The organism is Runella sp. (genome assembly GCF_965279615.1).
Taxonomy (GTDB): Bacteria; Bacteroidota; Bacteroidia; order Cytophagales; family Spirosomataceae; genus Runella.
This window is the reverse complement of sequence record NZ_OZ257252.1, coordinates 5,585,693-5,599,599: the sequence shown is the minus strand read 5'-3', so window position 1 is coordinate 5,599,599 and position 13,907 is coordinate 5,585,693. Positions and strand designations below refer to the sequence as shown.

Sequence of the window (13,907 nt, the reverse complement as noted above, 5' to 3'; positions counted from 1 at the left end):
CTTAAATCAATTGATTCTCAACCGCAAATTTGATAAGTACGGCGGTATTTTTAACCTGAAATTTAGCCAGCAAATTTTTACGGTGACTATCCACCGTCAGTGGGCTGATAAATAATTTTTCGGCAATTTCATTATTGGTAAGTCCTTCGGCAATGCACCCCAGCACTTCTTTTTCCCGCGATGTAAGCAACGGGAGAGGCTTTTGCGGCTGACTTGATACCAATACCTGAGACACTTCCATGCTCAGGTACATTCGTCCGGCGTACGCCTGCGTAATGGCCTCAACAAGCTCATCTTTCGGTACATTTTTGAGTACATATCCTGAGGCCCCCTGCTCGATCATTCGTGTAATGTAGCTTCGTTCTTTGAACGTGCTCATGGCCAAAATTTTGAGTTTCGGGTAGTCTTCCTTTAATTTTCTGCAAAGATCAATTCCGCTCAGATCGGGCAGGTTAATGTCCATTAATACTACCTCAACCTTGTTTTTTTTAAGGAAATCAACGGCTGAAAACGCATCATTTACAGTGCCTTCAATGTGAATATACTCCACATGTTGCAACAATGCTTTTACACCCTCAATGACCATCGGATGGTCATCAACGATGAGGATATTGATCGGTTCCATTTCACATTCATTTCATTTAAAGTGTCTTTTCACTTAGAGGGTTGAATTTCAGGATATATCCTTCTTTTCCATCGCCCTCACTGGAAATGTACAATGTGCCATCGGGAGTAAAACAGATCCCTTCAGGTTGTCGGAATTGTTTTGGGTCAAGTGCAATGTTTTTAATCGCTACTCCCTGCGGAGAAAATATAACCAGACGATGGCCTGCCGAGCTGAGTAAAAACAATTCGCCCGTTTGAGGATGCGAGGCAATATCTGAAGGTTTGAAATCCTGCCAATCTTTGCCTTTAAATCCTACCTGTTGGAATTGTTTTTCTTTCAATTCGCGCTCAGTAAACACTCTTCTGCTTTTTAGATCGAATGAGAAAATAACCTTATCGTTGTCTTTTGCCGCTTTTTTGGAAGCTTCTTTCACCGCCAACCAAAGGCGTTTGGTGGCAAAATCATACGTTAGGCCTTCCACATCGTTTTTTCCCGGCAGGGTGGTTGCTATTTCACGCGTTTCTTTGTTGCCAAGCTTAAAATTAAAGAGCGTTCCATCGCTGCGTAGGACATAGATCTCATCGTCTATTTTTTCAATACCTTCATAGTCATCATCCGGCCCAAAGCGATGCTGTTGCGTAATTTTTTGTTGCGACACGTCATACACAAATACCTCTCCTTTCTCGTCCTGCACACAGATAAGTTGATTTTCCCCGAAATACGCCACACCCGAAATTTCTTTCAGTTCTTTGGGCAAGATGTACGTTTCTGCGGGTTGCGTCAGATCATAGACAAATACAGCCTTTGAAGTTGTTCCATCGCCCTTTTCATCTTTGGCGCTTGGGTCGCAGGATAGTATTCCGGACAACAGAAACAGGGAAGCAAGTACTCGTGTAACAATGGCCATAGTTTGTTTTTTTTGGTGATATAGATGCAAAGTACTACAAAACAAACAATTGGCCATTGTTATTGTCGTATTCTCCTTTCTTCTAACGCATTGTTAGGGTTTTGGAAGCTGTAGCCTTAAATTTCTCAGGTACCAAATTTTTCACCGGTTTCACCGTCATAAGATACGTGTAAACAGCCCCCAGATCCTGCTCACTCATACCGCCGTACATGGTCCAGGGCATAATGGTTTGAAATTCGCCGGGGCCAACTTTATGCGGTTTATATGTACTGTCTGCATAAGACCTAAATCGTGCTATAAATGCCTCTTTTGTCCAGTTTCCAATACCGGTCTCTTTATCGGGAGTAATGTTGGGTGTGATCAATACTCCCGAGGGCATATTGAATTCGCGCCCGCCGGCAAACATCTTCTCGGGAATGATTTGCCCTTGTTCAACTTGTGTATGGCATTCCACACAGGCCGCCATGGTCACTAAATACTTACCCGAGGCCAATACATCTGAATCGGCAGGGCGTTTGCCGCCAACTGCTTTTTTGGGAATCGTATTTAAAATAAAGTTAAACGGAAAATCAGCTACTGACTCCGCAGGCTTATGTTCGATGGGTTTCAGTGTTCGCAAATAGGCCACAATGCTTTTAGCGTCTTCGTCATCCATGCTTCCATAATAGGGATAAGGCATGACCGGAAAAAAAGCATGGCCGTCGCGGCTAACGCCTGTTGTAATGGCGCGATAGATTTCACCATCGGTCCAATCGCCAATGCCGGCGGGAGTAATATTTTTAGACGTAAAACTTCCGGGAAAACCCATTTGTTGGTTAAACAATTCACCGCCTTTTCCAAGAGTACCGGGAACCAACGGAGCCGAAAATAAACTGTAATCACGCGTACTGTGGCAATCCATACAGACCGTTACGTGATTAGCAAGGTATTCTCCGCGTTTTACGCGTTCAGGAGTGGCTTCGATTTTTAATTCAGGCGCATCGCCCACATTTGGCAGGGCAAATTTTACATAGGCCAGTACAATTAAAATACCGCCGACCAGTACAATGCCGAAAATTTTTAGAGCTTTTTTCATGTAGTTGAAGGTTTAAAAATGGAGAATAGATACTTGAAATGATTAATATCAGGAATATTTACACTTATTACTGAAAAATGGATTTCAAAAGGGTCATCTAACACATACTGCGGAATCTCGCTTTATTACCTTTAAGTAAGCCATAAGAATTAGTTTGCATTATTTTGTTTGACCCCATCCGGGGTCAGATGTTTGTAGAAATCAGCTATTATCTACAAACATGTGACCCCGGATGGGGTCAAACAACCCGCCAATAATTTAAACTAATTTTGAATAGGTACTTACCATTAATTACATTATTGAAAAACAATATCTTTTTTGAATATTTACATACTATTCAACGCTTACTTTACATTTTGAAATCACGATTACCTATTTCAGAAGAAGATCTTATCAGGGGACTGCACGCTCGCGATGAGCGAACGTTTGCCCTGCTATATGACCATTATTCTCCGGCGCTTCTGGGAATCATTCTAAAAATAGTCAAAGATGAAAAAGAGTCCGAAAATTTACTACAGGATTCATTTGTAAAAATATGGAAAAATTATCACCAATACGATGCTGCAAAAGGCCGATTATTTACATGGCTGCTCAATATTGCCCGCAATACCGCCCTTAATTTTATACGCTCTGCACATTTATTGGCGCAGGTAGAGATCCAACACATCGAAAACCCTGTATATACAGATAACATCAAAATTGAACTTACCCACATTAATTATATTGGCGTGAGTGAGATTGTCCAATTATTGGATCCTAAACTCAGGCAAGTGATTGATTTGATTTACTATCTGGGGTATACGCAGCAAGAAGTTTCTCAAAAATTGAATTTGCCGCTGGGAACGGTCAAAACCCGAACACGCACGGCTTTAAAGCAGTTGAAGTCCCGTTTAGGGCAACACTATTATTAAAATGAAAATACAGGCATATATTGAGTCAGGGATTATAGAAGAATTTTGTTTAGGGTTGCTCTCTGAGGAGCAGGCCAAAGAAGTAACAAAAATGGCTCTGCTTTTTCCCGAAATCCAACGTGAAATAGTAAAAACAGAAGAAGCCTTGGCAAATTATGCCGAAACTTCTCTCAATGACGACCTCAAAGGAAAAATTATCGGTGTACTTCGGGATCTGCAATCAGAGGAAGAAATCAAACTTGAGAATCCACCTTTTATTCATCGTTATAGTGACGCTGCAAAATGGAATGCCGCACTGACCGGCATTGAACCTACCATTGAATACAACGGACTAAAAGTGCATTTTCTGCGAAAATCAAAAGAGGTGCAGCTTTGCTTAGCATGGTTGAAATCCGACTTGGTTGAAGACGCCCACCACAGAGATGATTTTCAGGAAAGTTTTCTCATTTTGGAAGGTGCGTGCGAATGTAAGCTTGGCAACAAGGCTATAAGTCTGCAACCCGGCGATTACGTAGATATTCCCTTCGATACTCCTCACACCATCAAAGTAGTCACTCCCTCAAACGGTTTTCTGAAAGCCCTCATTCAGCGTAAAAAAACAGTAGCCTAGTTTTTTACCGTTTATCCTTCCAAATCCCCCAACTATCCGCAATTGCTTGATAGTGGTTGGCACATGCCCTTAATTTTCCAACTCTTTTAAGCTGAGGGTTCATTAGTCTTCTTACTTTTGTTGAGCCCTTTCTTCTTAACTTGTAACTATATGTCTAATATTCTTGAAGTTCATGATGTAGTAAAACAATACGCTACACATCGCGCCCTTGACGGCGTAAGCCTCAATGTTCCCAAAGGCAGTATTTTTGGTTTACTTGGCCCCAACGGCGCCGGAAAAACATCACTGATCAGGATTATTACTCAAATTACCGCCCCCGACGAAGGCTACGTATTGCTCGACGGTGAGCGCCTTCGCCCCGAACACATTCAGCACATTGGGTATTTGCCCGAAGAACGCGGCTTATACAAAAAGATGAAAGTAGGTGAGCAGTTGCTTTATCTGGCCCAACTAAAAGGGCTGTCAGAGCGCGAAGCAATGGAAAAACTGAAAATATGGTTCAAGAAATTCGACATCAAAACCTGGTGGACCAAAAGCATCGAAGATCTTTCGAAAGGAATGCAGCAAAAAATCCAGTTTGTGGCTACCGTCATGCACGAGCCAAAACTGATCATTTTGGATGAGCCGTTTTCAGGATTTGACCCGATCAATGCCAATTTGATAAAAGATGAAATTCTCGAACTCCGCGAAAAAGGAACGACCATTATTTTTTCCACTCACCGCATGGAATCGGTCGAAGAACTTTGTGATCATATTGCTTTGATCCATAAATCAAAAGTAATCCTGAAAGGAAGTAAAACAGAAGTAAAAAACCAATTCAAAGAACACAGCTATTCTGTCAATTATCACGGAACGCTGGAATCGCTGCCGGCTGATTTTGAAATCATTTCCCAAAAAACGGACGAAGAACACGTCAACCGAGCAAACATTCGGTTGGTAGGCGATGCGTCCGTCAATGCCTTGGTAGGTAACCTCATCAGTCAGGTCGAGTTGGTTTCATTTCACGAAAATATTCCGTCTTTTAACGATATTTTTATCAAAGCTGTCGGTGGTGAAATACCCGAAGAAATAATCGGTTTGTCATAAAAAGATACGTTTTTTTGCCTTAAACACTTATTCATGTTTGTAATGCCCCAAAAACATGGATAATGCTATTTAACTTCCCTTTGGGGCCGGGGCTTTTGCTGCTATGAGAAATATATTCCTTGTCCTTAAACGCGAATACTTGGTTAGAGTGCGCAAAAAGTCATTCATCGTAATGACCTTTCTGACACCTCTTTTGATCGCTGCTTTTTATGGGATCATCGTTTGGGTGGCAGTCGGCTCGTTCAAAAACGACCGTAAGACCATTCAGGTTATTGACCAAAGCGGTTTGTTTAAAACAAAATTCAAAAACGACGAAAATACGACGTTTGAATTTAAAGATGAGCCCGTTGCCACGGCCCAAAAGAAATTGAAAGGAAAAGAGAATCAGCTATTGGTTTTTATTCCTTCCAACATCATGACCAATCCGCAGGGATTGCAGATATATGCCGAAAAGAACATCGGCCCGATGCTTCAGAGTCGTATTGAACGCATTGTCCAACGGGAACTTCGCAACATTAAACTCTCCAATGCGGGTATCACTCAGCAGGTCATTGAAGATGCCAATCAGGATGTGGATGCCCAAACATACAGTCTTGATGACCAAGGGCGCTCACAATCAAGCAGTACCATGGCTGCTTATGTAGCCGGCTACGCGGCGGCGTTTTTGCTGTATATTTTCATTCTCATTTACGGTGCCGGTGTGATGCAGGGCGTGATGGAAGAAAAATCTAACCGTATCATTGAGGTCATTATCTCTTCGGTCAAGCCTTTTCATTTGATGTTGGGCAAGATATTGGGGGTAGCGGCGGTAGGTTTAACCCAGTTTGTGTTGTGGGCTATTCTTACTTTCGGTGTCACTACTGCTACGCAAACGCTTTTTGGCTTCAATCGTTTTACCGCTACGCAGGAAGTACTCAATAAACAGACTCAAAACGCTGACCCTGAAGTAAAAAAAGAGATCGAAAAGTCGCAAAACAGTACGCTTCAAACCATTAATGCCTTTGGAAAATCGGCCCAATCGCTTCCGATAACGCAGATCCTGATTTGTTTTGTATTTTACTTTTTGGGCGGTTATTTATTATACAGCTCACTTTATGCAGCCATTGGAGCTTCGGTAGAAAACCAACAGGAGGCAGGACAATTTACGTTTCCGGTCATGTTGCCCATTATTTCAGCCATCTTCTTTGCCCAATTGGCCATTCAGCAACCCGACGGCTCACTGGCTTTCTGGACATCAATGATACCTTTCACCTCACCTGTGGTTATGATGGCGCGTATTCCCTTTGGTGTACCTATTTGGGAAATTGCCCTGTCGATGGTATTGCTGGTTCTTGGGTTTATGGGCACCACTTGGCTGGCGGCACGTATTTATCGAATCGGTATTCTGATGTACGGCAAAAAGGTGAATTACAAAGAGTTATCAAAATGGATTTTCTATAAAGGATAAAAAAATGTAGGGGCAGGCCTTGCGTCTGCCCGCTTGCACCTGCCCCTACAAATTAAAAGTATCAGAATCATACAACACAGCGTCACGATGGAAGTTAAAGTAGCGGAAAGCAAATCGAAAAAGCCTAAAAAATCAGCCTTTAGAGAATGGATCGACTCCATTGTTTTTGCCGTGGTGGCGGCAACGTTTATTCGTTGGCTGCTTTTTACACCCTACGTCATTCCGTCTTCTTCGATGGAAAAAACGATTTTGATCGGCGATTTTATCTTTGTGAGTAATCTCCACTACGGCGCTCGCACGCCCGTCACACCCTTGCAGGTTCCGCTGACGCATCAAACTATTTGGGGCACAAGTATTCCTTCTTTTTCAACGTTGATTCAACTTCCCATGTACCGCTTGCCGGGCTTTACGGATGTAAAACGCAATGACGTAGTGGTATTTAACTATCCGGGCGACCCCGACGAACCGTTTGAAGATGTAGCACGCGGCGACGGTGGTTATAAACACTTTCCGGTCGATTTGCGTAACAACTTTATCAAGCGTTGTATTGGAGTCAGCGGTGATGTGATCGAAGTTAAAAAGGCCGTGGTTTACATAAATGGCCAACCGGCAGCCGTTCCTCCGACGGCCGTTTTTTATTATCGCTTGGAATCGGGAGATGTATTGGACGACCGTTTTTTTGAAAATGAAGACATTCAGGATTACAGCAATTATCCTGCTGACTCGGCGAAGCCCAATACTTACCTTTATCAAATTCGTACGACTCCGCAAATTGTAGAAAATTTAAAAAAGCATTCGTTCGTACGCAGTATTACGCACACAAGTCGCTATGATTCCAAAATAGCCGAACCGGGTATTTTTCCCGCAGCCATTCAACAAAATCAGGAATTTTGGGGCCCTCTTCAAGTACCAAAGAAAGGGTGGACGATTCAATTGGACTCATCCAACGTGGCTAAATACGCCAACGCCATCAAATTCTTTGACCACAATGACCCTGAAAAAGTAAAGGTAGAAAACGGAAAAATAAGCATCGACGGCAAACTCCTGACAAGCTACACCTTCAAACAGGATTATTATTTTATGATGGGCGACAATCGCTACGAATCTGCCGATTCGCGCTTTTGGGGATTTGTTCCTGCCGACCACGTGGTTGGCAAAGCGCTCTTTACGTGGATGTCCATTGACCCTAATCCCAAGTCTATTTTCAATAAAATCCGTTGGAAACGGTTGTTTCGGGTGATTGACTAATTGCCTGTTACTTAAACCAAGGTTGCCATTCCAGTTGGTATTTTAATGCGCTTTTTCGTTGGCCTATAACTTTGGCGGGGCTTCCCGCCACAATGGCCATAGAGGATACATCTTTGGTTACAATACTTCCTGCCGCAACGACAGCTCCGCGTCCGATGCGAACGCCCGGCATAATGGTGACGCGGGAGGCTATCCATACGTGATCTTCGATGATAACATCTTTACCCCACACTCGGTGCAGGTCATCGTGAGGATCGTGCGAAAGCGTCCAGATATTTACCTCTTGGGCAATGTCTACGTTATTACCAAGAATAAGTTTACCGCCGCGCCCGTCCAAAAGAGTATATTTATTAATATAACAGTAATCTCCGATCTCAATATTTTTACCCTCCCGAAACTCTGCTTTCATCATCACAAATCCGCCTTTGCCCAACCGTTTTACGGTTCGTTTGATAAAAAATCGCCGGATTGCATAAAAAGGAATGTGCATGATCCATTCCCGGAATAAATATTCTTTGAAGGCAAGAAAAGCAGCGTAGAGCTCGATTAAGGTTTTCTTCATGTGTCAAAATTAAGCAGTTTACCCTAACTTTGCATCATATAAAACGCAAAACAACCTTGAAGAAAATATACGATATTACAGTCATAGGAGGTGGGATCGTAGGGCTTGCCACCGCCTTAAAAATCAAAGAACAAAGCCCTCACTTAAAAGTCCTGATCATTGAAAAAGAGCATGAAGTGGCCATGCACCAAACCGGCCACAACAGCGGCGTAATTCACTCAGGTCTCTACTATAAACCCGGCAGCCTGAAAGCTATAAATTGCATCAAAGGGTATAAAATGCTGATTGATTTTGCCGAAAAAGAAGGCATTCCCTACGACCTTTGCGGCAAAATCGTGGTAGCTACCCGCCCCGAGCAGGTATCTATATTAGATGGCCTATATGAACGCGGAAAGCAAAATGGCCTGACAGGTTTTAAGATGTTGGATGCGGCAGGATTGCGTGAATACGAACCGCATGTGCAGGGAATCAAAGGCTTTTTTGTCCCGCAAACGGGCATTATCAATTATAAAGTTGTTTGTGAAAAATACGCCGAAAAATTCCAGAAATTAGGCGGCCAAATTAATATGGGCCAGCGCGTCATTGAGATTCGTCAAAGCGACAATCTCTCAATGGTCATTACTGCTCAAAATTATTTCGAAACCAAATTGGTCATTAACTGCGCCGGGCTTTATTCCGATAAAGTGGCTCAGTTTACGCAGCAAACACCGATTGATCTCCGCATTATTCCGTTCAGAGGCGAGTATTTCGAAATCAAACCCGAAAAACAATACTTGGTCAAAAACCTGATCTACCCCGTACCTGATCCTAATTTTCCTTTTTTGGGAGTTCACTTTACGCGCATGATCGGTGGCGGCGTGGAAGCCGGGCCCAATGCCGTATTGGCTTTCCGACGCGAAGGATATAAAAAATTGGACATTCACGCCCGAGAATTGTGGAAGACATTGACGTGGCCGGGATTTCAGAAAGTAGCTGCAAAATACTGGCGGACGGGATTAGGGGAAATGTATCGTTCTTTTTCAAAAGCAGCTTTTACCAAAGCGTTGCAGGAATTGATTCCCGAAATTCAGGAATCTGACCTCATTCCGGGTGGTGCAGGAGTACGCGCCCAAGCCTGCGACCGCAGTGGTGGATTGTTGGATGATTTCAGTATTATCGAACGCCCCAATGCCATTAATGTATGTAATGCCCCTTCACCGGCGGCTACTTCATCGCTCTCTATTGGGCAAACGGTAGCGGAATTGGCCTTAAAAAGGTTTTAAAAACGTAGAGCCGCAATATATTGCGGCTCTACATATATCATTAAAAATCACATAGAACACAAAATAGTGTGTATCTACTTCAGCACTTCGATTTCAAATAAGAGTGGTGAATAAGGCAGGATAACTGTTCCGGAGCCTTGAGTGCCATAACCAAGCGTTGAGGGGAAAATCAGGGTTGCTTTCTCGTTGTAACGTAATTTACTGAGCCCTTCTTCAAAACCTTTTATCACATTTCCTCCTCCAACACGCACCTGAATCTCGCCCGAATCAAATTGCTTATCACTCAACAACTTACCCGTGTATTTTACCCTGACCACATCACCGGCTGCTATTTGAGCATCGGTAGAAGTTGTGGTCTTAGCAATGCGTAATCCTGTAGAACTCAACTCAGTAACGGTTAATTTTTTGCTTGCTACATAATCATCGATCTGCTGAGATTCGTTCCGTACTTTTACCAATTCCAAATCAGCCCCAATCGCCGAATAAGCAGGTAACAGATCGTCGGACTGAGCGCCAAAGGCTAAAAAGTGGTTCATAAGCAATAATGTACGCTCGCCCGTTTTCATAATTGTCATGATCTCATCCATGCCCGGAATGAGCGAATTGACCCCATAGATGTACGAAAACGGCTTATTTGTAAGGCGCTCCGTGCTGTCGAGTTTGACTCCATCGAGCGTAAAAAGGGTGTAATGAATCGTAACCTGATCCCCAAGGTTGGCTTTTACACCTGTCGGATTGTTTGCTGTAAACTTATAATAAAGCCCCGAAGCACTTTTCTCCATCGTAAGATTTTTAGTACTGATGTACGATTTGATGGCCGCTTCATTCAATTCATAATTTTTTTCCGCCTCATCTTCCAGTATTTTCTGACAAGACACAAAACTCAATGCGGCAAAAACCGCTACTACTAATTGCTTCATTCGTTTAAAGTGCTTTTGCACGAGTTAATAGTTATTCATTTAACATTTCAGGATATCTATCCAATAATAACACGCTGTAATTCTTCCCATTGCCAATATTGCCGCGCTATTTCCTGAATTTCTTCCACCGTTACGACGCGCAATCGTTGGATATAGTTGGAATAAAAATCAGTATCCAATCCTTCCAATACCATAAGTCGCACGCGGTCAGCAATTTCAAAAGGAGTATTCAATGAACCGGCAAACTCTCCTGCGAGGTAATTCTTAACGATTTCAAGCTCTTCGGCGGGCACAGGTTCAGTTTGTAAAAGTCCGATCTCTTTTTGAATTTCATCCAATGTGGCCTGCGCAAATTCTTTTTTAACGTCAGTGCCGATCACCCAATACCCTTCCTGACGCATTAACGCAAGACTTGACGAAATTCCGTACGTAAAGCCTTTTTCTTCACGGATATTTTTCATCAAACGTGATCCAAAATAACCTCCTAATATCTCATTGGCTACCACCATTCGATAAAAATCAGGGTGCCGGCGCTTAAACAATTTTCGTCCTACCCGCACCGACGATTGCACCGCATCTGCTTTGTCCAACCAATACGGTTCAACCTGCGGAGTAATAACAGGCGTTGAAATTGGCAATAGCGGTTCAGTCACTGAATTTTGTCCTAAGAATTGGTTTACGAGCGTTATTTCCTTCTCTCCTACCTGTCCTGATAAGAATACGCGAAATGGGCGCGCTTTGATGCGTTGATGGTAAAAATTTTGCAGATCAGACGTCAATAGTGCTGTAATCCGCTCTTCTTTTTGAATTCTCCCATAGGGATGTGAGGGGCCAAAAAGTCGTTCTTTGAACGTATTAGTGGCTATATAGGCGTTTTTTTCAAGATTGATCCGAAGGTTTTGCAGGGTAATATTCCGCAGATCATTGAATTCTTTTTCGGGAAATGTAGCTTCATTCAGCATCTCCGCCACCATTTCCAATATGGTTGTCAAATGTTTGGTCAAACCATATACCACTACATTGATACGATCAGGGGTGTGACTCAATTCCAAAAAAGCCCCGATCTGGTCAAAATGACCGCTTATTTGAGCCGATGTGAAATTTTTGGTGCCCTCCGAAAGCATCTTTAATGTAAAAAAAGACGCTCCTTCCACTTGCTCGTGCCAAGTGCCCGCTTCAAATAACACCTCCAAACGTACCACAGGTTGCTCTCCGACATTGATAACATACAGCGGCTGACCATTGTCTAACGTCACCGATTCCGGTTTGGGAAACTTTACCGATTCTATGGTACGGAAATCGGGGGCTTGCGTTCTATCTAATTGCATAATGCTTTGGTGTTCAAATTTTAAGAGTGCAATATTACGGACTGTTTTTGTTTCGATGAACGTTTTCGTTAAAATCGCACCGTTAATACAGACCCGCTCGCTCTCACCTATTCACTTTTCTTATCAATGCTTAATTTTATTCTCGCCGTTGTTTTTACTGTTTCATTGTACCTGATCATGCGGTCATTTACCAAGTATCAGGTTAATCCGTTGCATGCGGTTATTTTTAATTATTATACCTGCGTCGCAATGGGCCTTGCCTTCATGCCCGACCGCAATCAATACTTCATTGCCGACTGGACATCTACTCCTACCCTGCTAACGTTGGCGCTTGGAACAATGTTCGTTATCGTTTTTGTACTTATTGGTTTTACGACCACCAAAGTAGGCGTAACGGCGGCTTCTTTGGCGGGAAATATGTCGCTGGTGATTCCTGTATTGTTTGGATTATTTGTCTTTAAAAACAATAATAAAGACTTTACTTTCTGGAATTATATGGGTCTGTTACTGGCGTTGCTGGCGTTGGCGTTCAGCACCATCAAAAAAGAAGATACAGGCAAAGCGGCAAAGAGCGGTTGGGTGTTGTTTCTGCCGGTTTTGTTATTTTTAGGAAGCGGCACCAACAATACACTCATCAATTACATAAGTGCCACGTTTTATCGCCCCGAACAATCGGCACTTTTCACTGCCCTTGCCTGTACCGGTGCCATTTTGGTGGGGACGTCTTTTTTACTCTTTAAAGTATTGACGGCAAACGAAAAAGTAAGTTGGCGGAGCGTTGCCGGAGGATTGCTTCTTGGTTTTCCCAATTTTTTGTCTTTTTACTTTTTGTTAGGCGCTTTGAGCGATTTCGGCAACAGTGCTGCGTTTGTTTTTCCCATTTATAATGTGTTGAGCATGCTTATGTCCGCCTTTTTGGCTTGGGTATTGTTTAAAGAAAAACTTCAACCCCTTAACAAATTAGGGCTGGTTTTGGCCGTAGCAGCTATCTTTTTGATCTCTTATCAGGAAATTTTAGGCTCTTTTGAATGATTTTTGAAATTATTACAAGTTTGACTGAACAATCTTCTTTTATAGTTCGTTACACACTTGCCATTGCTCACTTAAAACCTTCAAACAAATGATCACAATTAAATCCCTGTTTGCCATGCTTTTGACCCTTTTGACCGGTCTTTTTGCCAACAAAAGTGAAGTACGCGTTAACTCTGAAAATGTCGCACCTTCTGCTTCCGTGTATGATTTCAAAATGAAAGCGTTGGAAGGAAACAAAGAGATTCCGTTGAGCCAATACAAAGGCAAAAAAATTGTAATACTTAATGTGGCTTCAAAGTGTGGCTATACGCCTCAATATGCTGATTGGGAGAAATTCTATGAGCAATACGGCGATAAAGTTGTGGTTTTAGGCTTCCCTGCCAACAATTTCAAAGAGCAGGAGTCAGGCACAGACGAAGAAATTGCCGCATTCTGCAAAAAGAATTACGGCGTGACCTTCCCTATGTTCTCGAAAATTGACGTTATCGGAGAAAAACAGCATCCACTTTACAAATGGTTGTCTGACAAAAACCTTAACGGTTGGAATGACAAAGTTCCCACTTGGAATTTCTGCAAATACGTAGTGGACGAAAATGGAAAACTTACTCATTTCTTCGCTTCTAAAATAAAACCGACCGACGAAGAATTCAAAACAGCAGTAGGTATCTAAAACTGTAGGGGCAGGCCTTGCGTCTGCCCTCTTCCAAAGTTCCAGACGTCAGAGGGCAGACGTAAAGCCTGTCCCTACAGAGTACAAAAATCATATTTACACTAAAGAGCGCGATTAAAAGTCAATATAACTTTTAATCGCGCTCTTTTTATTGGTGTTGTTTTAAAATAGACTACTATTAAAACAATTTTGCAATTTTGTTTACGTATAACACCACCGACTCGGCGCTCCGACTTCATTTT

The 13,907-nt window shown here is 42.7% G+C and carries 14 protein-coding genes; 8 read left to right on the top strand and 6 right to left on the bottom strand.

Features of this window, described 5'->3' with window-relative positions; translation table 11 throughout:
• Nucleotide 1: 1 nt before the first annotated feature.
• The 3 genes from ACQY73_RS23560 to ACQY73_RS23550 form a co-directional block, all read right to left on the bottom strand.
• On the bottom strand, nt 2-625 hold the full coding sequence (locus tag ACQY73_RS23560) for a response regulator (protein WP_428655663.1): 624 nt from the start codon (nt 623-625) through the stop codon (nt 2-4).
• Nucleotides 626-641: 16 nt separating this feature from the next.
• Nucleotides 642-1,514, bottom strand: coding sequence for an SdiA-regulated domain-containing protein (locus ACQY73_RS23555; protein WP_428655661.1), 873 nt, complete (start codon nt 1,512-1,514; stop codon nt 642-644).
• 82 nt (nt 1,515-1,596) lie between these two features.
• Nucleotides 1,597-2,589: a c-type cytochrome gene (locus ACQY73_RS23550; protein WP_428655659.1), complete on the bottom strand. Its 993-nt coding sequence runs from the start codon at nt 2,587-2,589 to the stop codon at nt 1,597-1,599.
• A 356-nt stretch (nt 2,590-2,945) separates the two neighbouring features.
• On the opposite strand from ACQY73_RS23550, the gene ACQY73_RS23545 reads away from it, so the two are divergent.
• The 5 genes from ACQY73_RS23545 to lepB all read left to right on the top strand — a co-directional run bounded on the left by ACQY73_RS23545 (nt 2,946) and on the right by lepB (nt 7,891).
• Complete coding sequence (locus ACQY73_RS23545) at nt 2,946-3,500, top strand: RNA polymerase sigma factor (protein WP_428655656.1); 555 nt, start codon at nt 2,946-2,948, stop codon at nt 3,498-3,500.
• A 1-nt stretch (nt 3,501) separates the two neighbouring features.
• Complete coding sequence (locus ACQY73_RS23540; protein ID WP_428655654.1) at nt 3,502-4,110, top strand: cupin domain-containing protein; 609 nt, start codon at nt 3,502-3,504, stop codon at nt 4,108-4,110.
• Nucleotides 4,111-4,260: 150 nt separating this feature from the next.
• The gene (locus ACQY73_RS23535) at nt 4,261-5,196 is read left to right on the top strand and encodes an ABC transporter ATP-binding protein (protein ID WP_428655652.1); all 936 of its coding nucleotides are present in this window, start codon (nt 4,261-4,263) and stop codon (nt 5,194-5,196) included.
• Between the two features lie 103 nt (nt 5,197-5,299).
• Complete coding sequence (locus tag ACQY73_RS23530) at nt 5,300-6,643, top strand: ABC transporter permease (RefSeq protein WP_428655650.1); 1,344 nt, start codon at nt 5,300-5,302, stop codon at nt 6,641-6,643.
• 87 nt (nt 6,644-6,730) lie between these two features.
• Complete coding sequence (gene lepB, locus ACQY73_RS23525; RefSeq protein ID WP_428655648.1) at nt 6,731-7,891, top strand: signal peptidase I; 1,161 nt, start codon at nt 6,731-6,733, stop codon at nt 7,889-7,891.
• A gap of 7 nt (nt 7,892-7,898) precedes the next feature.
• On the opposite strand, the gene ACQY73_RS23520 is transcribed toward lepB, so the two are convergent.
• Nucleotides 7,899-8,453 carry an acyltransferase gene (locus ACQY73_RS23520; protein WP_428655646.1) on the bottom strand — a complete coding sequence of 185 codons (555 nt, stop codon included), beginning with the start codon at nt 8,451-8,453 and terminating at the stop codon, nt 7,899-7,901.
• A gap of 65 nt (nt 8,454-8,518) precedes the next feature.
• Between ACQY73_RS23520 and lhgO the strand changes: the two genes are divergently transcribed.
• On the top strand, nt 8,519-9,715 hold the full coding sequence (lhgO, locus tag ACQY73_RS23515; RefSeq protein ID WP_428668525.1) for an L-2-hydroxyglutarate oxidase: 1,197 nt from the start codon (nt 8,519-8,521) through the stop codon (nt 9,713-9,715).
• A 74-nt stretch (nt 9,716-9,789) separates the two neighbouring features.
• Here the strand turns inward: lhgO and ACQY73_RS23510 are convergent, their stop codons facing one another.
• A complete protein-coding gene (locus ACQY73_RS23510) occupies nt 9,790-10,635 on the bottom strand; it encodes an FKBP-type peptidyl-prolyl cis-trans isomerase (protein WP_428655644.1) in 846 nt (281 codons plus the stop codon).
• Nucleotides 10,636-10,691: 56 nt separating this feature from the next.
• A complete protein-coding gene (locus ACQY73_RS23505) occupies nt 10,692-11,963 on the bottom strand; it encodes a M16 family metallopeptidase (RefSeq protein WP_428655642.1) in 1,272 nt (423 codons plus the stop codon).
• A 126-nt stretch (nt 11,964-12,089) separates the two neighbouring features.
• Between ACQY73_RS23505 and ACQY73_RS23500 the strand changes: the two genes are divergently transcribed.
• Nucleotides 12,090-12,995 (top strand): hypothetical protein, encoded by a 906-nt coding sequence (locus ACQY73_RS23500; protein ID WP_428655640.1) that lies wholly within the window; start codon nt 12,090-12,092, stop codon nt 12,993-12,995.
• A gap of 88 nt (nt 12,996-13,083) precedes the next feature.
• Nucleotides 13,084-13,665 (top strand): glutathione peroxidase, encoded by a 582-nt coding sequence (locus ACQY73_RS23495; protein ID WP_428655638.1) that lies wholly within the window; start codon nt 13,084-13,086, stop codon nt 13,663-13,665.
• Nucleotides 13,666-13,907 lie beyond the last annotated feature (242 nt).